The 24,919-nt window shown below is 59.0% G+C and carries 28 protein-coding genes and 1 rRNA gene; 12 read left to right on the top strand and 17 right to left on the bottom strand.

Annotation, left to right across the window (positions count from 1 at the left end; genetic code table 11):
• Positions 1-46 precede the first annotated feature (46 nt).
• Positions 47-592: a gamma carbonic anhydrase family protein gene (locus PseuLF5_RS12110; RefSeq protein ID WP_340133621.1), complete on the top strand. Its 546-nt coding sequence runs from the start codon at positions 47-49 to the stop codon at positions 590-592.
• A 28-nt stretch (positions 593-620) separates the two neighbouring features.
• A complete protein-coding gene (locus PseuLF5_RS12105; RefSeq protein WP_128615229.1) occupies positions 621-1,271 on the top strand; it encodes an HAD family hydrolase in 651 nt (216 codons plus the stop codon).
• Between the two features lie 100 nt (positions 1,272-1,371).
• Here the strand turns inward: PseuLF5_RS12105 and PseuLF5_RS12100 are convergent, their stop codons facing one another.
• A complete protein-coding gene (locus tag PseuLF5_RS12100) occupies positions 1,372-2,463 on the bottom strand; it encodes an aminopeptidase (RefSeq protein WP_340133620.1) in 1,092 nt (363 codons plus the stop codon).
• A 58-nt stretch (positions 2,464-2,521) separates the two neighbouring features.
• Here PseuLF5_RS12100 and PseuLF5_RS12095 point away from each other — a divergent pair, with 58 nt between their 5' ends.
• Positions 2,522-2,944, top strand: coding sequence for a PA0061/PA0062 family lipoprotein (locus PseuLF5_RS12095; protein WP_123470262.1), 423 nt, complete (start codon positions 2,522-2,524; stop codon positions 2,942-2,944).
• A 40-nt stretch (positions 2,945-2,984) separates the two neighbouring features.
• Positions 2,985-3,404 (top strand): PA0061/PA0062 family lipoprotein, encoded by a 420-nt coding sequence (locus PseuLF5_RS12090; RefSeq protein ID WP_123470264.1) that lies wholly within the window; start codon positions 2,985-2,987, stop codon positions 3,402-3,404.
• A gap of 6 nt (positions 3,405-3,410) precedes the next feature.
• Here the strand turns inward: PseuLF5_RS12090 and PseuLF5_RS12085 are convergent, their stop codons facing one another.
• Both PseuLF5_RS12085 and PseuLF5_RS12080 read right to left on the bottom strand, forming a co-directional pair.
• A complete protein-coding gene (locus PseuLF5_RS12085) occupies positions 3,411-3,650 on the bottom strand; it encodes a DUF1161 domain-containing protein (RefSeq protein WP_340133619.1) in 240 nt (79 codons plus the stop codon).
• A gap of 245 nt (positions 3,651-3,895) precedes the next feature.
• The gene (locus tag PseuLF5_RS12080; RefSeq protein ID WP_267795648.1) at positions 3,896-4,327 is read right to left on the bottom strand and encodes an OsmC family protein; all 432 of its coding nucleotides are present in this window, start codon (positions 4,325-4,327) and stop codon (positions 3,896-3,898) included.
• Positions 4,328-4,569: 242 nt separating this feature from the next.
• Here PseuLF5_RS12080 and PseuLF5_RS12075 point away from each other — a divergent pair, with 242 nt between their 5' ends.
• A complete protein-coding gene (locus PseuLF5_RS12075; RefSeq protein ID WP_322375295.1) occupies positions 4,570-5,571 on the top strand; it encodes an LLM class flavin-dependent oxidoreductase in 1,002 nt (333 codons plus the stop codon).
• Positions 5,572-5,825: 254 nt separating this feature from the next.
• Here PseuLF5_RS12075 and PseuLF5_RS12070 read toward each other — a convergent pair whose 3' ends face one another.
• Both PseuLF5_RS12070 and PseuLF5_RS12065 read right to left on the bottom strand, forming a co-directional pair.
• Complete coding sequence (locus PseuLF5_RS12070; protein WP_222833953.1) at positions 5,826-6,047, bottom strand: DUF1161 domain-containing protein; 222 nt, start codon at positions 6,045-6,047, stop codon at positions 5,826-5,828.
• A 127-nt stretch (positions 6,048-6,174) separates the two neighbouring features.
• On the bottom strand, positions 6,175-6,390 hold the full coding sequence (locus PseuLF5_RS12065) for a dodecin (protein WP_027610201.1): 216 nt from the start codon (positions 6,388-6,390) through the stop codon (positions 6,175-6,177).
• A 156-nt stretch (positions 6,391-6,546) separates the two neighbouring features.
• Between PseuLF5_RS12065 and PseuLF5_RS12060 the strand changes: the two genes are divergently transcribed.
• Positions 6,547-6,873, top strand: a complete 327-nt coding sequence (locus tag PseuLF5_RS12060; protein WP_007911686.1) for a DUF883 family protein — start codon at positions 6,547-6,549, stop codon at positions 6,871-6,873.
• Here PseuLF5_RS12060 and PseuLF5_RS12055 read toward each other — a convergent pair.
• Complete coding sequence (locus tag PseuLF5_RS12055) at positions 6,846-7,763, bottom strand: LysR family transcriptional regulator (protein ID WP_340133615.1); 918 nt, start codon at positions 7,761-7,763, stop codon at positions 6,846-6,848. The genes PseuLF5_RS12060 and PseuLF5_RS12055 overlap by 28 nt on opposite strands.
• 114 nt (positions 7,764-7,877) lie before the next feature.
• Here PseuLF5_RS12055 and trpB point away from each other — a divergent pair, with 114 nt between their 5' ends.
• The 3 genes from trpB to PseuLF5_RS12040 all read left to right on the top strand — a co-directional run bounded on the left by trpB (position 7,878) and on the right by PseuLF5_RS12040 (position 10,485).
• Positions 7,878-9,110, top strand: coding sequence for a tryptophan synthase subunit beta (trpB, locus tag PseuLF5_RS12050; protein ID WP_336347650.1), 1,233 nt, complete (start codon positions 7,878-7,880; stop codon positions 9,108-9,110).
• Positions 9,110-9,922: a tryptophan synthase subunit alpha gene (gene trpA, locus PseuLF5_RS12045; RefSeq protein WP_123470274.1), complete on the top strand. Its 813-nt coding sequence runs from the start codon at positions 9,110-9,112 to the stop codon at positions 9,920-9,922. The genes trpB and trpA overlap by 1 nt, the downstream gene beginning before the upstream one ends.
• A gap of 122 nt (positions 9,923-10,044) precedes the next feature.
• On the top strand, positions 10,045-10,485 hold the full coding sequence (locus PseuLF5_RS12040) for an anti-virulence regulator CigR family protein (protein WP_123470276.1): 441 nt from the start codon (positions 10,045-10,047) through the stop codon (positions 10,483-10,485).
• A 65-nt stretch (positions 10,486-10,550) separates the two neighbouring features.
• Here PseuLF5_RS12040 and PseuLF5_RS12035 read toward each other — a convergent pair whose 3' ends face one another.
• The 11 genes from PseuLF5_RS12035 to PseuLF5_RS11985 form a co-directional block, all read right to left on the bottom strand.
• Positions 10,551-12,512 carry a DUF7844 domain-containing protein gene (locus tag PseuLF5_RS12035; protein WP_340133613.1) on the bottom strand — a complete coding sequence of 654 codons (1,962 nt, stop codon included), beginning with the start codon at positions 12,510-12,512 and terminating at the stop codon, positions 10,551-10,553.
• A complete protein-coding gene (locus PseuLF5_RS12030) occupies positions 12,509-12,829 on the bottom strand; it encodes a DUF2388 domain-containing protein (RefSeq protein WP_123470280.1) in 321 nt (106 codons plus the stop codon). The genes PseuLF5_RS12035 and PseuLF5_RS12030 overlap by 4 nt, the downstream gene beginning before the upstream one ends.
• A 43-nt stretch (positions 12,830-12,872) precedes the next feature.
• The gene (locus PseuLF5_RS12025) at positions 12,873-13,181 is read right to left on the bottom strand and encodes a DUF2388 domain-containing protein (protein WP_123470282.1); all 309 of its coding nucleotides are present in this window, start codon (positions 13,179-13,181) and stop codon (positions 12,873-12,875) included.
• Between the two features lie 106 nt (positions 13,182-13,287).
• Positions 13,288-13,605 (bottom strand): DUF2388 domain-containing protein, encoded by a 318-nt coding sequence (locus tag PseuLF5_RS12020; RefSeq protein WP_123470284.1) that lies wholly within the window; start codon positions 13,603-13,605, stop codon positions 13,288-13,290.
• Between the two features lie 134 nt (positions 13,606-13,739).
• Positions 13,740-13,949 carry a DUF1127 domain-containing protein gene (locus tag PseuLF5_RS12015; RefSeq protein ID WP_340133611.1) on the bottom strand — a complete coding sequence of 70 codons (210 nt, stop codon included), beginning with the start codon at positions 13,947-13,949 and terminating at the stop codon, positions 13,740-13,742.
• 255 nt (positions 13,950-14,204) lie between these two features.
• On the bottom strand, positions 14,205-14,420 hold the full coding sequence (locus PseuLF5_RS12010; RefSeq protein WP_041074721.1) for a DUF1127 domain-containing protein: 216 nt from the start codon (positions 14,418-14,420) through the stop codon (positions 14,205-14,207).
• Positions 14,421-14,740: 320 nt separating this feature from the next.
• Positions 14,741-16,234, bottom strand: coding sequence for an acetyl-CoA hydrolase/transferase family protein (locus PseuLF5_RS12005; RefSeq protein WP_123470288.1), 1,494 nt, complete (start codon positions 16,232-16,234; stop codon positions 14,741-14,743).
• A gap of 214 nt (positions 16,235-16,448) precedes the next feature.
• A complete protein-coding gene (locus PseuLF5_RS12000; protein ID WP_123470289.1) occupies positions 16,449-17,882 on the bottom strand; it encodes an NAD(P)(+) transhydrogenase (Re/Si-specific) subunit beta in 1,434 nt (477 codons plus the stop codon).
• Positions 17,882-18,202, bottom strand: coding sequence for an NAD(P) transhydrogenase subunit alpha (locus PseuLF5_RS11995; protein ID WP_003187417.1), 321 nt, complete (start codon positions 18,200-18,202; stop codon positions 17,882-17,884). The genes PseuLF5_RS12000 and PseuLF5_RS11995 overlap by 1 nt, the downstream gene beginning before the upstream one ends.
• A gap of 15 nt (positions 18,203-18,217) precedes the next feature.
• Positions 18,218-19,339, bottom strand: a complete 1,122-nt coding sequence (locus PseuLF5_RS11990) for a Re/Si-specific NAD(P)(+) transhydrogenase subunit alpha (protein ID WP_336347651.1) — start codon at positions 19,337-19,339, stop codon at positions 18,218-18,220.
• 434 nt (positions 19,340-19,773) lie between these two features.
• Positions 19,774-20,673, bottom strand: a complete 900-nt coding sequence (locus tag PseuLF5_RS11985) for a LysR family transcriptional regulator (protein ID WP_123470293.1) — start codon at positions 20,671-20,673, stop codon at positions 19,774-19,776.
• 157 nt (positions 20,674-20,830) lie between these two features.
• Between PseuLF5_RS11985 and PseuLF5_RS11980 the strand changes: the two genes are divergently transcribed.
• From PseuLF5_RS11980 to PseuLF5_RS11970, 3 genes are all read left to right on the top strand, one after another.
• Positions 20,831-22,012, top strand: a complete 1,182-nt coding sequence (locus PseuLF5_RS11980) for an acyl-CoA dehydrogenase (protein WP_123470295.1) — start codon at positions 20,831-20,833, stop codon at positions 22,010-22,012.
• Between the two features lie 13 nt (positions 22,013-22,025).
• Complete coding sequence (locus PseuLF5_RS11975; RefSeq protein ID WP_123470297.1) at positions 22,026-23,246, top strand: CaiB/BaiF CoA transferase family protein; 1,221 nt, start codon at positions 22,026-22,028, stop codon at positions 23,244-23,246.
• Positions 23,247-23,890: 644 nt separating this feature from the next.
• Positions 23,891-24,919, top strand: a 16S ribosomal RNA gene (locus tag PseuLF5_RS11970); the annotation flags it as partial.

Here is a 24,919-nt window from a genome sequence, read left to right as displayed (position 1 = left end):
CAATCGGCATTCACCGCAGCTATCGGCGACAGAGAGAGAACTTATCGTGTCCGTTCGCAAGTACCAGAATCACACCCCGCAGCTTCACGAAGGCGCGTTTGTCGACGCCTCGGCGGTGGTGATCGGCGACGTTGAAATCGGCGAAGACAGCTCCGTGTGGCCGCTGACCGTGATCCGTGGCGACATGCACCGCATCCGCATCGGCGCGCGCACCAGCGTGCAGGACGGCTGCGTGCTGCACATCACCCACGCCGGTCCGTTCAACCCGGACGGCTTCCCGCTGCTGATCGGCGATGACGTGACCATCGCCCACAAGGTCATGCTGCATGGCTGCACCGTCGGCAGTCGCGTGTTGATCGGCATGGGTAGCATCGTCATGGATGGCGCGGTGGTCGAGGACGACGTGATCATCGGCGCCGGCAGCCTGGTGCCGCCGGGCAAGCGCCTGGAAAGCGGCTTTCTGTATGTTGGCAGTCCGGTGAAACAGGTGCGTGCACTGACTGACAAGGAGCGCGCCTTCTTCACCTACAGCGCGGCGAACTACGTGAAGCTCAAGGACCTGCACCTGGCCGAAGGCTACGACCAGCTCTGAAACGACTGACACCCGCACAGGATTTCTCATGCACTACCAGACCGTACTGTTCGACCTCGATGGCACCCTGACCGACCCGCGTGAGGGCATCACCCGTTCCATTCAGTTCGCCCTCGGCAAGCTCGGCATCGACGAGCCGGACCTGACCAGACTTGAACACTTCATCGGCCCGCCACTGTTGCAGGCGTTCATGCAGTTTTACGATTTTGATGAAGCCAAGGCGTGGCAGGCGGTGAATTTCTATCGCGAACGCTTCAAGGTCACCGGCCTGTATGAAAACCGCGTGTTTGATGGTGTCACGCCTTTATTGGAAACCCTGAGCGGGCAGGGACGGCAGCTGTATATCGCCACGTCGAAACCGTGGGAATTTGCCCGCGAGATTGCCCGGCATTTTGATTTTGCCCGGCACTTCAAGGTGATCTACGGCAGTGAGCTGGACGGCACGCGGACCAATAAGGTCGAGCTGATTGCGCATCTGATCAAGGAAGAAGGGCTGGACCCGGCCAATACGTTGATGATCGGCGATCGTAAGCACGATCTGATCGGGGCGCGCAGCAATGGGCTGGATGCGGCGGCAGTCGGTTATGGGTTTGGCAGTTTCGAAGAGTTGAGTGCGGAGGCGCCGGCTTATCATTTTGAAACGCTGGACGAGTTGCATCAGGCATTCCTGCGGCGTTGATTAATACGTCATCGCTGGCAAGCCAGCTCCCACAGGTGAGCGATGTGCTCAGGTTCACCACTGTCCCTGTGGGGGCTGGCTTGCCAGCGATGAGGCCAATTTAGCCACGGAAGGTCTGAGCGTCTGCCAATGCTTTCAGCGCCGCTTTGCGCTTAGCCACCGGCAGCGCCCCCAACGTCTCCACTTCAGCATAAAACCTCGGCCAATCCCCCCCAACCTGCCTGAACAACGCCGAAAACGCCGGCACCCACTGGTCATACAGCCCGAACGGCAACAGCCGCGCATTGTTCAGCGGCAAATTCACCCACGCGTCATAACGCTTGTCCCCGGCCCACAGGCTGTCACGCATCATTCGATATTCGCGACGGAACTGCTCGAACGCTGCGGCCTTACGTTCGCGCATCTGCTCGGCCGGCAGCGGTTGGGCATAGAGTTTTTCCAGCCGGGAGCGCGTTTCCAGCACCCGCTCGATGAACTGCTCACGCTGCTTGAGCTGCGAGTCGTTCTGTGCCGGCAACCCGCGAAACGCGCGCCATTGGCGAGTCCCTTCCTGCTCGACGAACGTGGCGAAGGACTCGTTGAACTCGGTGTCATCCTTCACATAGAAGCGCTGATGGGCCAGCTCATGGAAGATCAGGGTGGCCAGACGCTCATCGCCCCAGCCCATCATCGAATTGAGAATCGGGTCATTGAACCAGCCGAGTGTCGAATAGGCTTCGACGCCGCCAATCGCCACGTCCATGCCTTGCAGACGCTGGATCGCCGCTTCGCCCCGTGCCGCGCTCTGGCTGTAGTAGCCGCGATAGGCCACGCAACCGGCGATCGGGAAGCAATGATTCTGCGGGGTCAGAGAAAACTCCGGGGTGACAAACACGTTCCACACCACAAATGGCCGGCCGATGTCGGCGTACAGGCGATAGCTCTGATTGTCGGGCAGGTGCAGCTGTTCGCTGGCGAAGGTGCGGGCCTTTTGTGACTGGGCCAGGTGCGCGCGCAATTTCTCGTCGCGGCTTGGGTCGGCAATCACTCTAGCCACGGGCTCGCGTGCCCGCAGCAGCTGCAACTGACCGCTGGCCAGCTGACTGTAATAGCTGACGCTGGCACAACCGTTGAGCAACAAAAACATCACCCCCGGAAACAAAATCCGAAAAACGCGATCAAGTAACCCATGGCTTGGAAGCGGCCTGCTCAAAATAAAAATCCTTTGGAAAGTCTGCCCGCAAGACTATCCCGCCATTTGGAGCTTCGCTATGCGCATGTTGTTGCTGACAGGAGGCCTGCTGACACTGGCCGGTTGTGCCGGATTCGGAATGCCTGACCCTGACCCCTCACAAGCCTGGATCGATCTCGATGCCCGGCAACAAGACACGGCGCTGCAAGCGCTGCAGGTCGATAGCCGGGCCACGGTCGACAAGCGTTATTTCGAAGTCCAGCCCGGCAGCCATGAGCTGAAGGTGCGTTATCAGTTTCCGGTGGAGGCGACCAATATCGGCCCCGATGCCGAACCGTTGTGGCGTGATTGCCAGTTGAACGTGAAATTCAAGGACTTCAACGCTGGCCAGCGTTACCAGCTGCAGGCCGGCAGTATCGGCTTCAGGCCTTGGGCCAGGCTCTATGACGAGCAGCGAAAAGTCGTAGGGCAGGGAACACCGGCAGGCTGCCAGCGCACATGATCGACGCTATGCTGAGTATTCAGAACGGTGGATATTCATCATGCGCAAGTTGTTGCTGTTGCTCGTTGTCGGTTTCGCAGCTGGTTGTCAGACACCGTTGCCCCCGGTCGACCCGCAAATGGCCTGGATCGACTTCTCGACGCCAACCCCCGGCGGCAAACTGCTGATGGCCGAGCGTCTGGATAACCAGCGCCTGAATGACGGGCGCTTTTTCCAGGTGACTCCCGGCAGTCATGAGCTACGCGTGCGTTTTGATTTCGAAGTCTTCGGCGGCGGCGGTGCCTTGATGACTGGCCCGGTGGAGCGCTTGTGTTACCTGTATATCCGCTACGATCATTTCGAAGCCGGGCAGCGTTATACGCTGGAGGGCCGTTCGCTGGCATTCACCCCGAGTGCAAGGCTGTATAACGCCAGGCGCGAGATTGTCGCCGAAGACCACGATTACAACTGCATTAATTGAGGCGACTCAGCGGTCGTTCTTCTGATAGATGATCGCTTTTCTACCGTAGTCGCATTGGCCGACAATCATGGCAATGTCGTGTTCTTTTGCCTCCTTTTTGCTGACGATTTCCAGCGTATAAGAGGGCACAGCTTTCGCCTGGATCTTGACCTCGATCTCTTTCTTCAATTCTTCACAGTCTTTCGGTGCGGCAAGAGCGGTTGTGGCCAGTGCACTGCAGAGAATCGCCAAGCCAATACGTTTCATCAATGAAGCTCCCTGGAGCAGCGCGCACGGGCGTGCGCTGAACCTGCTGTCACTTATTCGACCACACTTTGAGGAAGCGAGTTCTGACTTCGCGCACATCTCGGGCACTGCACCGAGTTAAAGATCGCTTTCGCGGGCAAGCCCGCTCCCACAGGTTCTGTGTTTGACACAAATCCCTGTGGGGGGGGCGGGCTTGCCCGCGAAGGCGTCAGTGCTGTTTATGCCTTGATCGAAACCAGCGCAGATCAGCTGACCAGCGATGCCTCGAGGGTAATTTTCGCGTTCAGTACTTTCGACACCGGGCACCCTTCCTTGGCCTTGTTACTCAATTCTTCAAACTGCGCCTGGGTCGCTCCCGGAATCTTCGCCTTGAGAATCAGCTTCACCGCCGTGATGGCAAAGCCACCATCCACTTGATCGAGGGTGACTTCAGCGTTGGTATCAATGCTCTCTGCTTTGAGGCCGGCATCGCCGAGAATCATCGAAAACGCCATGGAAAAGCAGCCGGCGTGCGCTGCCCCGATCAGTTCTTCCGGGTTGGTGCCCTTGCCGCCTTCGAAGCGGGCCTTGAAACCGTAGGGTGCTTCTCTGAGGACGCCGGTTTCGGTGGAAATCGAACCGATGCCGGTTTTCAGGTCGCCTGCCCAGTGTGCGGATGCTTTCTTCACGATAGCCATGTCTGCCTCCTCAAGATCTGACGCGGAATCGCCGCGCCGTCGTGGTTTTTGCTTGCAAGGCTTCTGAGGATAGACGCCGCAGCAAAGTTCAGCCCGGGTGAATCGTTGACTTTTTTAGTAGGAAATTTCGCCGCTGCTATTGAAACTCGGGTATATGCCCTCATTGCACAGAACACGCTTATAGATTCGGCAGGTTTTCGTTCGCTGGAAAAACCTGCCTCCTCATTCGGAGACGCAGGTTTATGAAGCAACTGTCCGACGTAAAATTTTCCACCCTCGATCTGGTGCCCGTGCGCGAAAACGGCAGCCCGGCGCAATCGCTGCGCAACTCGCTGGACCTGGCGCAGCATGTCGAAAAGCTCGGCTACACGCGGTTCTGGGTGGCTGAACACCACAACATGGACGGCATTGCCAGTTCGGCGACCTCGGTGTTGCTGGGGTATCTGGCGGGCGGGACGTCGACCATTCGCGTCGGCTCCGGCGGCGTGATGCTGCCCAACCATGCGCCACTGGTGATCGCCGAGCAGTTCGGCACCCTCGAAAGTCTGTATCCGGGCCGCATCGACCTGGGGTTGGGCCGCGCTCCGGGGTCCGATCAGATGACCGCCCGCGCGTTGCGCCGTGAACGCTCCGGCAGCGCCGACGATTTCCCGGAAGATGTCGCCGAGCTGGCGCGTTTCCTCGGCCCGCGCACCCCGGATCAACGGGTGATCGCCATGCCGGGCACGGGCACCAATGTGCCGATCTGGCTGCTCGGTTCCAGCCTGTTCAGTGCGCAACTGGCCGGTGAGCGCGGTTTGCCCTACGCCTTTGCCTCGCATTTCGCCCCGCGTTTCATGCACGAGGCAATTCGGGTCTACCGCAACCACTTCAAGCCATCCGCCGTGCTCGACAAGCCTTACGTGATGCTCGGTGTGCCGCTGGTGGCGGCGGATACCGACGAGCAGGCCGATTACCTGGCGACTTCGGTGTACCAGCGCATTCTCGCGCTGATGCGTGGGCAAAGCCTGGTGCAGCGTCCGCCGGTGAAAACCATGGACGGCCTATGGTTACCGCATGAGCGTGAAGCGGTGGGGGATTTCCTCGGTCTGGCGATGGTCGGCAGTCCGCAGAAGATCCGCGCCAAGCTGGAGGTGTTGGTCGAGCAGACACAGGCAGATGAACTGATCTTCACCTGTGATCTGTATGAACATGCCGATCGCCTGCATTCCTACGAACTGCTCGCAAAAGTCATGAGGGGCTGAAAAGCCCCTCACCCTAGCCCTCTCCCGGAGGGAGAGGAGACTGACCGGGTTGACTGTTCGAGGTACGCTGACCTGAAATATCCAGTCGTACTCAGGTTCTGAACGACCCCCGATCTGCTCCCTTTCCCCTCTACCCCTTGGGGGAGCGGGCTGGGGTGAGCGGGTTGGATTTCAAATCCACCAAAAACCCCAAATCCCGGACACAAAAAAGCCGACGCATTCGCGTCGGCTTTTGTATTTCAGGCGGTATCAGCCTACTTCTTGTAGACGATTTCCTTGGTGCCACCTTCGCAGGTGCCAACGACGTCGCCACCAGCGGCTGCACCCTTGTCGACAATCTCCAGCGAATACCCGGAAACGCCCTTGGCATCCAGCTTCGCCGCAATCTCGCTTTTCAGCTCTTCACAAGGCTTGCCGGCAGCAAACGCACCACCCGCAAGGCTCAACAAACCTACTGCCAACATGAACTTCTTCATCGGTCGCACTCCCTGGTCGGATTAAAAGAGGCGGGCATCGGACATTCACCCGATGCGCTCACCTTGTAGCGCTTTGCCATTCCTATGGCACTCGGCCAGCGCGCAAGTTCAGAAGCGTAGCCCAAACTCAGCTGCTGGCAATGCGGAAGCCGACTTTCAGCGTTACCTGGAAATGCGCAGCCTTGCCGTCCTTGATGTGGCCACGGGTCTCGACCACTTCAAACCATTCCAGGTGCTTGATGCTCTTGTTCGCTTCCGCCAGCGCGTTGTTGATGGCGTCTTCGATGCTGCTGGTGGACGAGCCGACCAGCTCGACTTTCTTGTACGTGTGATGGTCACTCATGGCGATCTCCTTGGCGTGTGAAATTGAGACTAGCAGTGATTTGCACTGTTGATTTCGGTGCCACGGCGCAAGCGAAGTTCAGATTTTCTGCACTTTCTCAAACCGCTGAAGTCCCAATCAACACACGCCACTCATCACCAATGCAGGAGAGCCACCATGGCCAACACCTCTTTACGTAAAGCCTCGTTGCAAAGCATGGAAGCCGAGATCGAGAGTCTGCTCAAATCGTTGGAAAGCCTGAAGGACGACGCTTCGGACGAGTCGCGCAAGACCCTCAAGGCGCTCAAAAGCAACGCTGAAAGTGCGCTGAAACATTCGCGCCACCTGCTCAGCGATGCCTACGAAGAAGTCAAAGTGAAAACCCGTGAGACCGGGATTGCCACTCGCGATTACGCTCAGGAACACCCTTGGACCACCGCTGGTGTGGCGGTCGGTGCAATCGGTCTGCTGGCCGCTTACTTGTTGTTCAAGCGCGGCGAGTGATCCGTCTGGCGCAGCTCGTTCTTGAGCCATTGCGCCAGTTGCCGGGCGCGCCCGTCTGCGGCGCGCTTGGGTAGCCACAACGCCAGTTGCGCCGGGGTTTCACAGAAGCCCCACGGCGCAACCAGGCGACCGGCTTTCAAATCTTCCGCTACCAATGGCTCTGGCGCGATCGCCACGCCGAGTCCGGCCACCGCGGCCTCCAGCAAATAATACAAATGCTCAAAACCTTGCCCGAGCTTCAACGCCTTGGCGTCGAGGTGGTTTTGCTGTGCCCAGCTCGGCCAGGCTTGTGGGCGAGAGGTGGTGTGCAGCAATGGTTCGCCGAGCAAGGCTGATGCCGGCGCGGTCTGCAGGCGCTGATAACCGCTGAACAACGGGCTCATCACCGGCCCGATGCGTTCTGCCGCCAGTTCATACACCTGCATGTCTGCCGGCCAGGGTGGTTCGGCGAACAGCAGCAAGGCGTCAAGTCCGGGGCGCCGTGGGTCAAGATCGCCTTCGCCGGCCGACAGGTGCAGACGCAAGTCCGGCAGGTCGGTATTCAGCCGGCCCAGACGTGGAATGAACCAGCGCGCCAACAGGCTGCCCGAACAGCCGAGCACGAACGGCGCGTCAGCGGTGCTTTGCATCAGCTCGGCACACACACTGCGCAACCGATCGAATGCTTCGCCGCTGACATCCCGTAGCCGAACCCCGGCATCTGTGAGTTTCAGGCCGCGACCATCCTTGACGAACAGGCTCACGCCAAGATGCTCTTCGAGCACTTTGAGCTGGCGGCTGACCGCGCCGTGAGTGACGTGCAGCTGTTCGGCTGCCTGACTGACGCTGTTGAGCCGAGCGGTGGCTTCAAAGGCACGCAAGGCGTTCAGCGGGGGGAGGTCGTGGCTCATGATATCTGTGAGATTTCCTGACAGGTTGCGGCAATCTTATCGGTTTTCAGGCTGCAAGGTCAGGGGTAGAGTGGTCGTCATTGTCTTCTGACCCGAATTCACCTGGAGCAACTCATGACCCAGACTTCGAACACTTCCAATCTGCGCAGCGGCCCCGACGATAACGGCCTGTTCGGTGCGTTCGGTGGCCGCTACGTGGCCGAAACCCTGATGCCGTTGATCCTCGATCTGGCCCGCGAATATGAAGCGGCCAAGGAAGATCCGGCGTTTAAGGAAGAGCTGGCCTACTTCCAGCGTGATTACGTCGGACGTCCGAGCCCACTGTATTTCGCCGAGCGCCTGACCGAATTCTGCGGCGGCGCCAAGATCTACCTCAAGCGCGAAGAGCTGAACCACACCGGCGCGCACAAGATCAACAACTGCATCGGCCAGATCCTGCTGGCGCGGCGCATGGGCAAGAAACGCATCATCGCCGAAACCGGCGCCGGCATGCACGGCGTGGCGACGGCCACCGTGGCTGCGCGCTTCGGTCTGGACTGCGTGATCTACATGGGCACCACTGACATCGAACGTCAGCAGGCCAACGTGTTCCGCATGAAGCTGCTGGGCGCCGAAGTGATCCCGGTGGTGGCCGGCACCGGCACCCTGAAAGACGCGATGAACGAAGCGCTGCGTGACTGGGTGACCAACGTCGACAGCACTTTCTACCTGATCGGCACCGTGGCCGGCCCACACCCGTACCCGGCGATGGTGCGCGACTTCCAGGCCGTGATCGGCAAGGAAACCCGCGACCAGTTGCAAGCTCAGGAAGGTCGCCTGCCGGACAGCCTGGTGGCGTGCATCGGCGGTGGCTCCAACGCCATGGGCCTGTTCCACCCGTTCCTCGATGACAAGAGCGTCGAGATCATCGGCGTTGAAGCGGCTGGTTACGGCATTGAAACCGGCAAGCACGCGGCCAGCCTCAACGGCGGCGTGCCGGGTGTGTTGCACGGCAACCGCACCTTCCTGCTGCAGGACGACGATGGCCAGATCATCGACGCCCACTCGATTTCCGCCGGTCTGGACTATCCGGGCATCGGCCCTGAGCACGCCTGGTTGCATGACATCGGCCGCGTCCAGTACACCTCGGTGACCGACGACGAAGCCCTTGAAGCGTTTCACAAATGTTGCCGTCTGGAAGGGATCATTCCTGCACTGGAAAGCGCTCATGCGTTGGCTGAAGTGTTCAAACGCGCACCGAAACTGCCGAAGGATCACCTGATGGTGGTCAATCTGTCCGGCCGTGGCGACAAAGACATGCAGACCGTCATGCACCATATGGAACAGTCGAAGCAGGAGAAACACTGATGAGCCGCCTGCAAACCCGCTTTGCCGACCTCAAAGAACAGAACCGCGCTGCGCTGGTGACCTTCGTCACCGCCGGTGACCCGGACTACGCCACGTCGCTGGCGATCCTCAAAGGCCTGCCGGGCGCTGGCGCCGACGTGATCGAACTGGGCATGCCGTTCACCGACCCGATGGCCGACGGCCCGGCGATTCAACTGGCGAACATTCGTGCGCTGGGCGCCAAGCAGAATCTGGCGAAAACCCTGCAAATGGTCCGCGAGTTCCGCGAAGGCAACAGTGACACTCCGCTGGTATTGATGGGCTACTTCAACCCGATCCACATGTACGGTGTTGAGCGCTTCATCGCGGATGCCAAAGAGGCGGGCGTCGACGGTCTGATCGTGGTCGACATGCCGCCAGAGCACAACGCCGAACTGTGCGACCCGGCGCAGGCTGCCGGTCTGGACTTCATCCGCCTGACTACACCGACCACTGACGATGCGCGTCTGCCGAAGGTGCTCAACGGCAGTTCCGGTTTCGTTTACTACGTGTCGGTGGCCGGTGTGACCGGTGCCGGTGCGGCGACGCTGGAACACGTCGAAGAGGCGGTGACGCGTCTGCGTCGGCACACCGACTTGCCGATCAGCATCGGCTTCGGCATCCGCACGCCGGAGCAAGCGGCGTCCATCGCACGCTTGGCGGATGGTGTGGTGGTGGGCTCGGCATTGATCGACCACATCGCCAATGCAACCACGCCGGATCAAGCCATCGACGGTGTGCTGAGCCTGTGCTCGGCATTGTCCGAAGGGGTGCGTAAGGCCCGCGTCAGCTGAAGGTAAAGTTCCTGATACAGAGGAATTAGCGCCTCGCTACACAGCCTAAATGAGCAAGACCGAGGGATTCAGAACCACGTTCTGAATCCCTTTTTGCTGTTGGTGCAGTGAGGAAAAACCCGATGAAAATGCCGAAACGTCTGATTGCCGGACTGGGCGCTCTGATGATCAGCGCGACACCGCTGCTGGCCAGCGCCGATCCACGTGATGATCATGACCACGGCGGCCCGCAACCGGGCCATTACGAGAACCACGGTGACGATCACCGTGGTCCGCAGAACGACCACCGTGGCGGCCCGCCGCGCGATTTCGGACCGGTACGGCAGACCATCCGCGACAACCATGGCTACTTCGTGCGCGGTGCACCGCCACCGCCGGGCATCCATCTGGAACGCGGCCGGCCGTTGCCGCGCGGCTATTACGGCGAACGGCTGGACGGTCGGGCGCTGAGCCGCTTGCCGGTGTACCCAGGCTATGAATGGCGCCGGGCCGGGGGCGACATCGTGCTGATTGCGGTGGGCACCGGGATCATTTACGAAATTCTGGATGGGGTTTTGTATTGATGTAAGGAGAACACGTGTGGCGAGGGAACAAGCCCCTCGCCACAGGCATTGTTCCTTTTCGTGTATCAGGGCAGTTCCAGTCCGCCGGAAGCCTTGTGCAATTTGCGCAGATGTTCACCGATCTGTTTCACATTGGTTTCACTGGCTGCAATTTCGGCCGCGCGCTTGAGTTCCAGCAACTTGCGCACTTCCGCGTCCAGATCTCCGGACAGCGCCAGCAGTTTTTTCTGCCGCTGACTGCTTTCCGCTTCCAGGCGGCTGAACTCGGTCGGCTGTGGCAAGCCGTAACCGCGGCTGTCGAGCAATTCCGCCGGGCGGCTGAGGAAGCCACTGTTGGCGAGAATCTCCTGCAAGGTCGCATTGGCCTTGTCCATGCCGCCGTTTTCCAGCTCGCGAGCACCCAGGTAACGCTGCTTGACCTCATCCTGCGCCAGCAACAACTGACGGCGGTAACTGGCCTGCTCCAACAGCAGCAGGGCAGCACTGGTGCGCAGGTCAGCGCGCTCGAACCATTGCCGGCGCTCTTCGGCCGATAACGACAGCCACTCTTCAACGGTGTTCTGTTTGATCGGCAACTGCTTCTTCAACACATCGAACATCGCCTGGTAGCGGTCGCGGAACGAGTCGAAGCGATAGCCCAGGCGCAGCGCCTCTTTCGGATCATCCAGCACGCTGGTATCGGCCAGGCCACGGCCCTTGAGCACTTCCAGCAAACCGTTGGGCATGATGCTGTCCAGACCGACGAGTTGCGCGTTGTCGCTGCCGCTGCGCAACAGCTTCAGACCTTCCACCGCGCAGTTGTTGGAGAGGAAGAAGTAGTTGCCGTCGTAGCTCCAGTGCATCTCGGCGGCGTGCTCGACCACCCCTTCGATTTCAGCGCGCGACAGGTTCAGCGGCACGGAGGCAAGGCTGCGCAGTTCAGTCTTGGTGTATTCGTCGATGACCTGGGCCAGCGGCAACACGAACAGGCGTGACGGATACTTGCCGACCAGTCCGTCCCAACTCGACAGTTGCACGTCGCCGACGAAGGCGCGATAGGACAGCACCAGATGCTGGTCCAGATCGAGTCGGCAGTCCGGTCCGCGCGGCCGACCCGGTGCGCAGATCACCAGGCGCAACATACTGTGGCCCCAGCGACTGACCCAGTTCTGATTGGCTTCGGCCAACAGATAGTCGACGGCGTAGACCCGCTCCGGATCGACCTGTCCCAAGGGTTGCTTGGCGAAGTCGTTACCGGCGTTCAGGAAGGCGAAGGTCTTGCTGCAGGTGTCCTTGGTCGGCGGCGCCCAGCCGAAGTGTTGCTGGTAATAGCGGTACAGCGCCGGACGCCGACAGGCGTAACTCGGGTCGAGGAGGAAATACTCCATGTTGACCGCGACGAATTCCTTCGGGCTGGAGATCTCGTACAGGTCCGGGCTGCGGGCAATCTGCCGATTGTGTTGTTCACGTTCCCCACGGCGACCGACATATTGCTGCCATCCGGCGAGGTCGAGCAGGCGCGGATCATCGCTGAGGGTGAAGCGGCGGCCGTTCTGGCCACGACACTCATCGGGAATGCCGATCAGCCCGGCGCTGTTGAAACGCCGGGTGCAGCGCTGGATCAGCGTACGTTCGGCGCTGGGCCACAGGCGGGCGCGGTCATAGATGTGGGTGATTTCGTGCAGCACCGTGGCGAGCAGTTCCTGACGCACAGTGCCGTGGGGGCGATTGGTTTTCTCTTTGGCCGCACTGCCGTCGGTGAGACCGGCGAGCAGTTTGCGGTTCAGATCGAGTTCCGCCACCAGCGTGGCCTGGCCATAGGCATTGCTGGGCATGTCGTCGGTCCAGCCGACATCAATGCGCCGGTCCAGCCGCTCGATGAAGCTGGGCGGCAGCTTCTGCAGGGCTTCATCGATCAGCGCCTGACTGGCCTGTTGCTGGGCAGGGCTCAGACCGTCGGTCTTGAGCCGCAGTTGCAGGCCCGCGTGGGCGCTGTTGCCAAGCAGCAACATCGCCCCGGCCAGTAGCCAGGCGCCGAGTGACTTCACAGTGCGAGGATGGCTTCGGCGAGTACCTGATCACTGGCGTCGCGCGCTTCCGGCACACGAGTGCGCAGAGTGTTGAGCGCAGCTTCGAGGTGCGCGCCACGGATCTCGCCGTTGGTGGCGACGAAACTGGCCGCGTCATCGTGGGCTTCGCGGATGATTTTCGAATCGCGAATCGACGTGGTGGTATCGGACGTGAAATCAATGGTGCGCTGGGAGGCACGAACGATGATGTTACTGGTGGCTACCAGGGTGTGCGCCTGGGCCACGTCGGCCAACAAAAACAGGCCAAGGGCGGCAGCAATCAGCGGGCTACGCATGGAACGACTCCGAAGGGGTAATGATAACTAGGGACTGGGATAACTATTGGACGAGAATTGCCTGTGCCAGTTCAAGGTCGCTGACATGAAGTTTTGGTCGGGATTTGCGCAGGTAATGCAGGGCGGATTCGAGCTGCGCGCCTCGCAATTCACCGTCACTGGCAACAAACGCCGCCGCGTCATCGTGAGCGGCGAGCAACAGTTTACGGTCGAATGGCGCAGAAGACACCATTCCGGTAGCCCATACCGTCACTACGGTGTTCTGGGTGGAAACATCGAAGGCATCGACCGACGTCGCCCAGCAGGCGCTGATCAAGGCAGAAGGAATAAGCAGGTTGGTCAGAAAACGCATGGGACTCGATAACGGTTAGCGAGTCTCAAGGCTAGCGCAATGCCCGGGCCAGAGCCAGCGGCGAAACATCGGGACACGGCTGGCGTGTCCCTGCTGGCCATGCGGATCAGATCGCCAGAATGGCTCGCGCCAGTTGATCGTCGGTGGCGTTCAGTTGCGGTGCCTGATGACGGATGAGGTCCAGGGCACTTTCCAGTTTCACGCCGCGGATCTGGCCTTGGCTGGCAACGAAGCTGGCCGCATCGTCACGGGCAGCGATCACGACTTTGTTGTCGCGCAGCGAAGAGCTGACGTCGGAGGTGGCGTCCGAAGAGGATTTCAGCGCGCCAACCACGGCGTCGGTGGTCACGATGAAGCTGGTTGCGCTGGCGTTGGCAGCCACGGCCAGCAAGGCGGCAGCGCTGAGCAGTCGAAGACGGGACATGGTGTATCTCCTGAAGGTAAACCGTATTGAGAAGTGGCTTGTGTCTGATGAGTCAGACGTGGGTACCAGAAGATTCGCCACGTTCTGCCATGGATATTAGGCCTGCGCGTGGGGTTAAAACAGTGGGCAGAATGCTAGCGCCAGAAAGGTTTCTCCAGTTCGTTGAGCCGATCGGCGTGACTGAGGCCCAGGTCCGCGAGATCACGTTGCTCAATCTGAGCCAGCAGACGCCTTGTCCTGGGGCGCTCCAGTGCTTGCCACACGCCACTTAGCAGCCGGCGCAGTGGGTGTGGGCGAACAAGTGCTTGGACCGGAATTGCTGAAACATCCTGTAAGTCTTTCATGGCGCATTCCTTAAGCCGGGGAGGGTTAAGGACATGCTCCGTCGAATACAGCGCGAGTAGCAGATACACCGATGCGAAATTGTACTGGTTCAGAATCGGCTTTTAGAAAACTGTACCTGTTAATCCACTGCGCCGCTGTACGGATGTTTTTCAAGCCCTGAAACGACAAAACCCGTTGCGGTTTCCCGCAACGGGTTTTGTTTGTTCAATTCGGGTGCTGGCGGTGGGTCTTGCGACCAGAGCCAGCGACGCTACTTAGCGCCAGAACGGCTTGCTCAGCTCTTCGTAGCGTTGTGCTTCGCTGATACCGGCGTCAGCCAGCAGACGCGAATCCAGACGAGCCAGTTGGTGGCGGCTGGAGATGCGGCGCTGCCACAACATCAGGTTGGCGATAACGCGCAGAGGCAGGGAAGCCTGGGATTTTGCAGCTTTGTCTTCGAAGAACAGTTCGGAACTGAGTGTACGTTCCATGGTTGACATCCTTCCGCTTGTGGCGGGATCAGGTAGTGGTTTAACTGGTGCCCATGATCCTCTCGTTTGCCAAGTCTCTCTAGATACAGTTCAACTGTATTGTGAGTGACCAGTTAACTGTTTATAGGGGGTGTACGGGTCAAAATTGAGCAAACTGTACCTGTCCGCACTTAAATAGTGCATTTTTGCTCAATTCGAAGGTTGGCGTAGGTAAAAGCTGTAGGAAAACACCGGTACAGCAGTACAGTTTTTGCCAGATGAGGCGCGTAGAAAAAACCGCTGACGCAAACTGTGTTTGCATCAGCGGTTGACTGTGCGAATTACACTGCCAGCATGCGCCCGGTTTCTTCCAGGTTCATGTGCCAGCTCAACGCTTCGCGCAGGATATGCGGGGTATGGCCACCGATGGCGCAGGCGGCGGTGAAGTAGTCATTCAGCGCCTGGCGATAATCCGGGTGTACGCAGTTGTCGATGATCACCCGTGCCCTTTCACGCGGCGCCAGGCCACGCAGGTCGGCCAGTCCGACTTCGGTCACGAGGATGTCGACGTCATGCTCGGTGTGGTCGACATGGCTGACCATCGGCACCACGCTGGAAATCGCGCCGCCCTTGGCGATCGACTTGGTTACGAACACCGCCAGGTGCGCGTTGCGCGCGAAGTCGCCGGAACCACCAATGCCGTTCATCATCCGCGTACCGCAGACATGGGTGGAGTTGACGTTACCGTAGATGTCGAACTCAAGCGCCGTGTTGATGCCGATGATGCCCAGGCGGCGCACCACTTCCGGATGATTGGAGATCTCCTGCGGACGCAGGACCAGTTTGTCCTTGTACTTCTCCAGATTGCCGAACACGTCGCTGTTGCGCCGCTCCGACAGGGTGATCGAGCTGCCTGAAGCAAAGCTCAGCTTGCCGGCATCGATCAGGTCGAAGGTCGAATCCTGCAGTACTTCGGAGTACATGGTCAGGTCTTCGAACGGCGAATCGATCAGGCCGCACATCACCGCATTGGCAATGTTGCCGATTCCGGCCTGCAACGGACCGAGCTTGTTGGTCATGCGTCCGGCATCGACTTCTTGCTTGAAGAATGTGATCAGGTGCTCGGCGATGGCATTGGTGTCGGCGTCCGGGGTCGATACCGTGGACGGCGAATCCGCTTGCTGGGTGATCACGATAGCGACAATCTTCTCCGGCGGAATCGGGATCGCGGTACTGCCGATGCGGTCGTCGACTTTTACCAGCGGGATCGGTGTGCGCGTCGGGCGGTAGGTCGGGATATAGATGTCATGCAGGCCTTCGAGGTTGGCGTTGTGCGCCAGGTTGATCTCGACGATCACCTGCTTGGCGAAGATCGCGAAGCTTGCCGAGTTGCCGACCGAGGTGGTCGGCACGATGTGGCCCTGTTCGGTGATGGCCACGGCTTCGATCACTGCGATGTCCGGCAGCTTCAATTGCTGGTTGCGCAATTGTTCGACGGTTTCCGACAAGTGCTGGTCGATGAACATGACTTCGCCGGCGTTGATTGCCTTGCGCAGGGTGCTGTCGACCTGGAACGGCATGCGGCGCGACAAAACGCCGGCCTCGGTCAGTTGCTTGTCGAGGTCGTTGCCCAGGCTGGCGCCGGTCATCAGGCTGATCTTCAGCGGCGTGACCTTGGCTCGCTCGGCCAGTGCGTGAGGGACGGCCTTGGCTTCGCCGGCGCGGGTGAAACCGCTCATGCCGACGGTCATGCCGTCTTCAATTAGAGCGGCGGCGTCGGCGGCGCTCATCACTTTATCCAACAACGAAGGCAGGCGAATACGGTCACGGTACATGGATTATTTTCTCGGGAAGCGAGTAGCAGGATGCGCAGTCTAGTGAATTTCGCGGGCGCCTGTCCCGCTACCAAGGTCGCAAACGAGGCGTCTATTTAGCGGGTTTCAAGTAAAACACCGTTACCGGATCTGCAACAACGCGGCAAATTGTCCAACGCTTTGCGCAAACAAAAACGCCCCGACAAGTCGGGGCGTCCGGTACAGCAGCGATGGATTACTCGACCGCTTTGACCATGTCTTCGATGACTTTTTTCGCGTCGCCGAACACCATCATGGTCTTGTCCAGGTAGAACAGTTCGTTGTCCAGACCGGCATAGCCGCTGGCCATCGAGCGCTTGTTGACGATGATGGTCTTGGCCTTGAACGCTTCGAGAATCGGCATGCCGGCAATCGGCGATTTCGGATCGTTCTTCGCGGCCGGGTTGACCACGTCGTTGGCGCCGAGTACCAACACCACGTCGGCCTGGCCGAACTCGGAGTTGATATCTTCCATCTCGAACACCTGGTCGTAAGGCACTTCGGCCTCGGCCAGCAACACGTTCATGTGTCCCGGCATACGACCGGCCACCGGGTGGATCGCGTATTTGACGGTCACGCCACGGTGGGTCAGCTTCTCGGTCAGCTCTTTCAATGCATGCTGCGCACGGGCCACCGCCAAGCCATAACCCGGGACGATGATCACGGTGTCGGCGTTGGTCAGCAGGAAGGTCGCGTCGTCAGCCGAACCGGATTTCACCGGACGGGCTTCTTTCGCACCGGCCGGGCCAGCATCAGCCGTGTTGCCGAAACCGCCGAGCAGCACATTAAAGAAGGAACGGTTCATCGCCTTGCACATGATGTACGAGAGAATCGCACCGCTCGAACCCACCAAGGAACCGGCAATGATCAGCATCGAGTTGTTCAGCGAGAAGCCGATACCTGCCGCTGCCCAGCCCGAATAGCTGTTGAGCATCGACACCACCACCGGCATGTCGGCACCACCGATCGGGATGATGATCAGCACGCCCATCACGAACGCCAGAACTAGCATCAGCGCGAACGCGGTGAGATTGCCGGTGAACATGAAAGTCAGGCCGAGTGCCAGTGTCGCCAGACCCAGTACGGCGTTCAGCTTGTGCTGACCGGCGAACTGTACCGGTGCGCCCTGGAACAGACGGAACTTGTACTTGCCCGACAGCTTGCCGAACGCAATCACCGAACCGGAGAAGGTGATCGCACCGATCGCCGCGCCGAGGAACAGCTCCAGACGGTTACCTGCCGGAATCGAGTCGCCCAGTTGTTTAACGATACCCAGCGATTGCGGCTCGACCACCGCAGCAATCGCGATGAACACTGCTGCCAGACCGATCATGCTGTGCATGAACGCGACCAGTTCCGGCATCTTGGTCATTTCAACGCGCTTGGCCATGATCGAACCGGCCGTGCCGCCGACCAGCAGGCCAACGATGACGTAACCGATACCGGCCGTGGCGAGCTCAGCCCCGAGCTTATAGATGAGGCCGACGGTGGTCAGGATTGCCAACGCCATGCCGAGCATGCCGAACAGGTTGCCGCGTCGCGAGGTGGTCGGGTGCGACAGGCCTTTGAGGGCCTGGATAAAGCAGATCGACGCGATCAGGTAGAGCGTCGTGACGAGATTCATGCTCATTACTTCGGCGCCTCTTCTTTTACTTTCGGGGCTTTCTTCTTGAACATCTCAAGCATGCGGCGGGTGACCAGGAAGCCACCGAAGACGTTGACCGCCGCCAGTGCCACGGCGAGGGTGCCCATGGTTTTGCCCAGCGGCGTGACGGTCAGTGCGGCTGCGAGCATGGCGCCGACGATCACGATCGCCGAGATGGCGTTGGTCACTGCCATCAATGGCGTGTGCAGCGCAGGTGTGACGTTCCAGACCACGTGGTAACCGACATAAATCGCCAGCACGAAGATGATCAGGTTGTAGATACCGGGGGAGATAAGCTCTTCCATCGTCTGAATCCCTGCTTAGGCGTTTTTGCGGATGACTTGGCCGTCGCGGCACATCAGGCACGCGGCGACGATGTCGTCTTCGAGGTTGACGTCGAACTGGCCTTCTTTGGTGAACACCAGCTTGAGGAAGTCCAGCAGGTTGCGCGCGTACAGTGCCGAGGCGTCTGCAGCGACTTCACCAGCCAGATTGGTCGGGCCGCAAATGGTCACGCCATTCTCGATCACGACTTGATCAGCCACAGTCAGCGGGCAGTTGCCACCCTGAGCAGCGGCGAGGTCGATGACCACCGAGCCCGGTTTCATCTGCGCCACGGTGTCCGCGCTTAGCAGCGTCGGTGCCTTGCGGCCAGGAATCAGCGCGGTGGTGATGACGATGTCAGCCTGCTTGGCGCGCTCGTGCACGGCCTGGGCCTGACGCTGCATCCAGCTCGCCGGCATTGGCCGCGCGTAACCGCCGACACCGACCGCGCATTCGCGCTCTTCATCGGTCTCGTAAGGCACGTCGACGAACTTGGCGCCGAGGGACTCGATCTGCTCCTTCACCGCCGGACGCACGTCAGACGCTTCGATCACCGCACCCAGGCGTTTCGCCGTGGCAATGGCCTGCAATCCAGCCACGCCTGCGCCGAGAATCAGCACGCGCGCCGCTTTCACGGTGCCCGCAGCCGTCATCAGCATCGGCATGAAGCGCGGATAGTAGTGCGCGGCCAGCAACACGGCCTTGTAGCCGGCAATGTTCGCCTGCGACGACAGCACGTCGAGGCTCTGTGCGCGGGAGGTGCGCGGCGCGGCTTCGAGGGCGAACGCGGTGATCCCGCATTCGGCCATTTTGGCGATGGTTTCGTTATTGAACGGATTGAGCATTCCGACCAGCACCGCGCCGGGCTTGATCAGCGCCAGTTCGGCGTCGCTGGGGGCGACCACTTTGAGAATCAGCTCGGCACCGAACGCATCGTTGGCACTGCCAATGATCGCGCCCGCCGCTTCATAGGCACTGTCGACAACACTGGCTTTAACGCCGGCGCCGGTTTGCACAGTGACCTTATGACCTTGGCTGATCAGCTTTTTAATGGTTTCCGGGGTTGCAGCAACCCGTGTTTCACCGGTCTGGGTTTCGAGAGGAACACCAATGTGCACGTCAAATCTCCTGCGTGATCTTATTGAGTAAACCCAGGCACTGCGGATGGTGCGACTGGGGCGGCCGATCAGCACGATCCCGCCAAATCAGGGCGGGGCGCGGCATTTTGCAGGCGAACTTTATGCCCTTCAAGGGATTATGACGGGTGACGGAAAATTAACTACAAGTCATGCCGTGACCGAATGTCGCAGATAGCTAGTGCAATCCCTTGCAGGCCGTGCCTTGTAAGGATTCTGGCTGAATTTGAAAAAATTTCTCATCGGCGGCGTGAATAGGCCGTAATGAGTCGCGGATGGAGGCTCAAAGCCACGTCTTCAGGCGCTTGTGGGACGTCTGTACGACTTTCGGATACAGTCTGCGATTTTGCGACAAATACTTATATCTGTAGGGCTTTGATTTTCCTGACTACCGGGTTAGCAATCGCTGTAGGCCTTTATCCTTCTAGGCTGTAGCTATTTGCCTGGTTGACCAGCCAATCGCGAAATGCCTTGAGTGACGCCGATTCGACCTTTCGCTCAGGAATCATCAGGTAATAGGCTTTGATACTTGAGAGCGCATTGGGGTTGGCAATCACCAGGCGTTTCTCGGCTAATTCACGCTGAATCAGGAACGGTGGAATCAGCGCGATCCCCATGTCGTGCATGGCGGCCTGAGCCAGCATGGAGAATAGCTCGTAGCGCGGACCTGTCATGTCGCGAGGAATATTCAAGTGTTGCGAGTTGAACCACTGGCGCCAGGCGTAGGGGCGGGTGGTTTGCTGCAGGAGTGGAAGATCGGCAATCTCGTCAGCTGTCAGATGCGTGTTTTTGCCCAGCAGGGCGGGACTGCATACCGGCATCGGATTTTCGCCCATCAGTCTGTGGGATTCGGTACCGGACCAATCGGCGTCGCCAAAGTAGATCGCCGCGTCAAAGTCAGTGTCGGCGAACAGGAACGGGCGGGTACGGTTGGTCAGGTTGACGGTCACCTCCGGATGCTTGAGCTGGAAGTCTTTCAGCCGGGGTAGCAACCATTGCGTACCGAACGTCGGCACCACCGCCAGCTCGATTACGTTGGTGCCTTGCTGGCCCATCACCGACAGCGTATCGCGCTCGACGGCATCCAGTTGCGTGGCAACGCGGCGGCTATAGGACAGTCCTGCTTCGGTCAGCTTTACGCCACGCCGCGAACGTCGGAACAGTTCCACGCTAAGGAAGTCCTCAAGGCTGGCGATCTGTCGGCAAATAGCACCTTGGGTGAGGGAAAGTTCTTCGGCTGCCTTGGTGAAGCTCTCGTGACGAGCGGCGGCCTCAAAGCTGATCAGAGCGGTAGTGCTGGGGATCTTCCTGCGCATGTACGTTAACCTCACTAATGCAGCGCGTAAAAGGCATTCGGCGTCGTCTCGGAGTGAGAAATTAGCACAACAGGATGCGAAATCCTCGTTTGCCGGGATGACGAACCGGGCCTAGGATCAATGCCACGTTAATTCACCGATTTGCGAGGACACACTCATGGGCGGTAAAGCTAGCTTCAACTGGATCGATCCCCTGCTGCTGGATCAACAGCTCACCGAAGAAGAGCGCATGATCCGCGACACCGCCGCGCAGTTCGCTCAACAGAGCCTGGCGCCACGTGTCCTTGAAGCATTCCGTCATGAGAAAACCGATCCTGCGATCTTCCGCGAGATGGGCGAAGTCGGTCTGCTCGGCGCAACCATCCCGGAGCAATACGGCGGCAGCGGTCTCAACTATGTCAGCTACGGTCTGATCGCTCGCGAAGTGGAGCGTGTTGATTCCGGCTATCGCTCGATGATGAGCGTGCAGTCCTCGCTGGTGATGGTGCCAATCAACGAATTCGGCACTGAAGCCCAGAAACAGAAATACCTGCCAAAACTGGCGTCCGGCGAGTGGATCGGCTGCTTCGGCCTGACCGAACCGAACCACGGTTCCGATCCGGGCGCGATGATCACCCGTGCGCGTAAGGTCGACGGCGGCTACAGCCTGACCGGCGCCAAGATGTGGATCACCAACAGCCCGATCGCCGATGTGTTCGTGGTCTGGGCCAAGGACGATGCCGGCGACATCCGTGGCTTCGTGCTGGAGAAGGGCTGGAAAGGCCTGAGCGCTCCGGCGATTCATGGCAAGGTCGGCCTGCGTGCGTCGATCACCGGTGAAATCGTCATGGACAACGTGTTCGTGCCGGAGGAGAACATCTTCCCTGACGTGCGTGGTCTGAAAGGTCCGTTCACCTGCCTCAACTCGGCGCGTTACGGCATCTCCTGGGGTGCATTGGGCGCTGCCGAGTTCTGCTGGCACACCGCTCGCCAGTACACCCTTGATCGCCACCAGTTCGGCCGGCCGCTGGCGGCTACTCAATTGATTCAGAAGAAACTGGCCGACATGCAGACCGAAATCACCTTGGCCCTGCAAGGCTGCCTGCGCCTGGGACGCATGAAGGACGAAGGCACGGCTGCGGTGGAAATCACTTCGATCATGAAGCGCAACTCGTGCGGCAAGTCCCTGGACATCGCCCGGATGGCTCGCGACATGTTGGGTGGCAACGGTATCTCCGATGAGTTCGGCGTGGCACGTCATCTGGTCAACCTGGAGGTGGTGAATACCTATGAAGGTACTCATGACGTCCACGCGCTGATCCTGGGGCGCGCGCAAACCGGTCTGCAGGCGTTCTATTAACAGGAGAGCGACCATGGGCGCGTTGTCGCATCTGCGGGTACTGGATTTATCGCGAGTATTGGCCGGGCCGTGGGCCGGGCAGATCCTCGCCGACCTTGGCGCCGAGGTGATCAAGGTCGAGCGCCCCGGCAACGGTGATGACACGCGCGCCTGGGGACCGCCCTTCCTTAAGGACGCTTATGGCGAGAATACGACAGAAGCGGCTTATTACTTGTCGGCCAACCGCAATAAGCAATCGGTGACTATCGACTTTACGCGGCCCGAGGGGCAGCAGCTTGTGAGAGAGCTGGCGGCCAAGTCGGACATTCTTATCGAGAACTTCAAGGTCGGTGGTCTGGCCGCTTACGGTCTGGATTACCCGTCGCTGAAGGCGATCAATCCCGATCTGATCTATTGCTCGATCACCGGCTTCGGCCAGACCGGGCCGTATGCCAAGCGTGCGGGTTATGACTTCATGATTCAGGGGCTGGGCGGCTTGATGAGTCTGACGGGCCGGCCTGAAGGCGATGAAGGCGCCGGACCGGTGAAGGTTGGTGTGGCGTTGACGGATATTCTCACCGGCCTGTATTCGACGGTGGCGATTCTGGCTGCGCTGGCCCATCGCGATCACGATGGCGGTGGTCAGCATATCGACATGGCATTGCTGGACGTGCAGGTGGCGTGTCTGGCGAACCAGGCGATGAATTACCTGACCACAGGCAATGCGCCAAAGCGTCTGGGGAATGCGCATCCGAACATCGTGCCTTATCAGGATTTTCCTACCGCTGATGGTGACTTCATCCTCACCGTGGGTAATGACGGGCAGTTCCGCAAGTTCGCCGAAGTGGCGGGGCAGCCGCAGTGGGCCGATGATCCGCGCTTTGCTACTAATAAGCTGCGGGTGGCGAACCGCGCGGTGCTGATTCCGCTGATTCGGCAGGCCACAGTCTTCAAGACGACGGCTGAGTGGGTTGCCGAGCTTGAACAGGCGGGTGTGCCGTGTGGGCCGATCAATGATCTGTCGCAGGTGTTTGAAGATCCGCAGGTGAAGGCCCGGGGGCTGGCGATAGAGCTGCCACATGCGTTGGCCGGGATGGTTCCTCAGGTGGCCAGCCCTATCCGGTTATCGCAGACGCCGGTTGAATACCGACGTGCCCCTCCTTTATTGGGCGAGCACACGCTGGAGGTTTTGCAGCGGGTGCTGGGGTTGGGCGCGGGTGCGGTGGCGGCGTTGAAAGAGGATGGAGTGCTCTGAGGTGGCCTTCTATATAGAAGGCTGGGTGACTTCTTCTATATAGAGGGGTGATTTGGCTGTTTTTTAGCCTGATCGTAAGTTATTGAAAGAAAACTGAAATTAAGTGTTGACGGCAGATTCTGGAAGTCTATAATTCGCCCCACTTCCGGCGCAGTCGAAACGGAAAACTCCTTGAGATTCAATGAGTTACGCAGTTTTCGACAGCGACTTGCTTCAGTTAATCGAAGCCTGGAAGGCGTTGGAAATGCCGGTTGATCTGGCGCTTTCAACGGTTCGATCTTCTCGGTCGAAAGCGGAGAAAAAGAGGTGTTGACAACAGCGAGTAACGCTGTAGAATTCGCCTCCCGCTAACGAGAGATCGGAAGCGCAAGTGGTTGAAGTTGTTGAGGAAATCTTCGAAAACTTCTGAAAATAATCACTTGACAGCAAATGAGGCTGCTGTAGAATGCGCGCCTCGGTTGAGACGAAAGATCTTAACCAACCGCTCTTTAACAACTGAATCAAGCAATTCGTGTGGGTGCTTGTGGAGTCAGACTGATAGTCAACAAGATTATCAGCATCACAAGTTACTCCGCGAGAAATCAAAGATGTAACCAACGATTGCTGAGCCAAGTTTAGGGTTTCTTAAAAACCCAAAGATGTTTGAACTGAAGAGTTTGATCATGGCTCAGATTGAACGCTGGCGGCAGGCCTAACACATGCAAGTCGAGCGGATGAAGTGAGCTTGCTCATGGATTCAGCGGCGGACGGGTGAGTAATGCCTAGGAATCTGCCTGGTAGTGGGGGACAACGTTTCGAAAGGAACGCTAATACCGCATACGTCCTACGGGAGAAAGCAGGGGACCTTCGGGCCTTGCGCTATCAGATGAGCCTAGGTCGGATTAGCTAGTTGGTGAGGTAATGGCTCACCAAGGCTACGATCCGTAACTGGTCTGAGAGGATGATCAGTCACACTGGAACTGAGACACGGTCCAGACTCCTACGGGAGGCAGCAGTGGGGAATATTGGACAATGGGCGAAAGCCTGATCCAGCCATGCCGCGTGTGTGAAGAAGGTCTTCGGATTGTAAAGCACTTTAAGTTGGGAGGAAGGGTTGTAGATTAATACTCTGCAATTTTGACGTTACCGACAGAATAAGCACCGGCTAACTCTGTGCCAGCAGCCGCGGTAATACAGAGGGTGCAAGCGTTAATCGGAATTACTGGGCGTAAAGCGCGCGTAGGTGGTTCGTTAAGTTGGATGTGAAATCCCCGGGCTCAACCTGGGAACTGCATCCAAAACTGGCGAGCTAGAGTATGGTAGAGGGTGGTGGAATTTCCTGTGTAGCGGTGAAATGCGTAGATATAGGAAGGAACACCAGTGGCGAAGGCGACCACCTGGACTGATACTGACACTGAGGTGCGAAAGCGTGGGGAGCAAACAGGATTAGATACCCTGGTAGTCCACGCCGTAAACGATGTCAACTAGCCGTTGGGAGCCTTGAGCTCTTAGTGGCGCAGCTAACGCATTAAGTTGACCGCCTGGGGAGTACGGCCGCAAGGTTAAAACTCAAATGAATTGACGGGGGCCCGCACAAGCGGTGGAGCATGTGGTTTAATTCGAAGCAACGCGAAGAACCTTACCAGGCCTTGACATCCAATGAACTTTCCAGAGATGGATTGGTGCCTTCGGGA

It is taken from the genome of Pseudomonas sp. LF-5 (assembly GCF_037626295.1).
Lineage (GTDB): Bacteria > Pseudomonadota > Gammaproteobacteria > Pseudomonadales > Pseudomonadaceae > Aquipseudomonas > Aquipseudomonas monsensis.
This window is presented reverse-complemented; position numbering and strand designations above follow the sequence as displayed.

Coding starts and splice junctions, on each gene's coding strand:
- PseuLF5_RS12025 (WP_123470282.1), bottom strand. CDS start 13,181: ATGCGTTTTCTGACCAACCTGCTTATTCCTTCTGCCTTGATCAGCGCC.
- PseuLF5_RS12000 (WP_123470289.1), bottom strand. CDS start 17,882: ATGAGCATGAATCTCGTCACGACGCTCTACCTGATCGCGTCGATCTGC.
- trpB (WP_336347650.1), top strand. CDS start 7,878: ATGACCCAGACTTCGAACACTTCCAATCTGCGCAGCGGCCCCGACGAT.
- PseuLF5_RS12020 (WP_123470284.1), bottom strand. CDS start 13,605: ATGTCCCGTCTTCGACTGCTCAGCGCTGCCGCCTTGCTGGCCGTGGCT.
- PseuLF5_RS12070 (WP_222833953.1), bottom strand. CDS start 6,047: ATGAAGAAGTTCATGTTGGCAGTAGGTTTGTTGAGCCTTGCGGGTGGT.
- PseuLF5_RS12015 (WP_340133611.1), bottom strand. CDS start 13,949: ATGAAAGACTTACAGGATGTTTCAGCAATTCCGGTCCAAGCACTTGTT.
- PseuLF5_RS11980 (WP_123470295.1), top strand. CDS start 20,831: ATGGGCGGTAAAGCTAGCTTCAACTGGATCGATCCCCTGCTGCTGGAT.
- PseuLF5_RS12030 (WP_123470280.1), bottom strand. CDS start 12,829: ATGCGTAGCCCGCTGATTGCTGCCGCCCTTGGCCTGTTTTTGTTGGCC.
- PseuLF5_RS12005 (WP_123470288.1), bottom strand. CDS start 16,234: ATGTACCGTGACCGTATTCGCCTGCCTTCGTTGTTGGATAAAGTGATG.
- PseuLF5_RS11995 (WP_003187417.1), bottom strand. CDS start 18,202: ATGGAAGAGCTTATCTCCCCCGGTATCTACAACCTGATCATCTTCGTG.
- PseuLF5_RS12075 (WP_322375295.1), top strand. CDS start 4,570: ATGAAGCAACTGTCCGACGTAAAATTTTCCACCCTCGATCTGGTGCCC.
- PseuLF5_RS12080 (WP_267795648.1), bottom strand. CDS start 4,327: ATGGCTATCGTGAAGAAAGCATCCGCACACTGGGCAGGCGACCTGAAA.
- PseuLF5_RS12010 (WP_041074721.1), bottom strand. CDS start 14,420: ATGGAACGTACACTCAGTTCCGAACTGTTCTTCGAAGACAAAGCTGCA.
- PseuLF5_RS12105 (WP_128615229.1), top strand. CDS start 621: ATGCACTACCAGACCGTACTGTTCGACCTCGATGGCACCCTGACCGAC.
- PseuLF5_RS11975 (WP_123470297.1), top strand. CDS start 22,026: ATGGGCGCGTTGTCGCATCTGCGGGTACTGGATTTATCGCGAGTATTG.
- PseuLF5_RS12060 (WP_007911686.1), top strand. CDS start 6,547: ATGGCCAACACCTCTTTACGTAAAGCCTCGTTGCAAAGCATGGAAGCC.
- PseuLF5_RS11985 (WP_123470293.1), bottom strand. CDS start 20,673: ATGCGCAGGAAGATCCCCAGCACTACCGCTCTGATCAGCTTTGAGGCC.
- PseuLF5_RS12040 (WP_123470276.1), top strand. CDS start 10,045: ATGAAAATGCCGAAACGTCTGATTGCCGGACTGGGCGCTCTGATGATC.
- PseuLF5_RS12065 (WP_027610201.1), bottom strand. CDS start 6,390: ATGAGTGACCATCACACGTACAAGAAAGTCGAGCTGGTCGGCTCGTCC.
- trpA (WP_123470274.1), top strand. CDS start 9,110: ATGAGCCGCCTGCAAACCCGCTTTGCCGACCTCAAAGAACAGAACCGC.
- PseuLF5_RS12055 (WP_340133615.1), bottom strand. CDS start 7,763: ATGAGCCACGACCTCCCCCCGCTGAACGCCTTGCGTGCCTTTGAAGCC.
- PseuLF5_RS12090 (WP_123470264.1), top strand. CDS start 2,985: ATGCGCAAGTTGTTGCTGTTGCTCGTTGTCGGTTTCGCAGCTGGTTGT.
- PseuLF5_RS12085 (WP_340133619.1), bottom strand. CDS start 3,650: ATGAAACGTATTGGCTTGGCGATTCTCTGCAGTGCACTGGCCACAACC.
- PseuLF5_RS12095 (WP_123470262.1), top strand. CDS start 2,522: ATGCGCATGTTGTTGCTGACAGGAGGCCTGCTGACACTGGCCGGTTGT.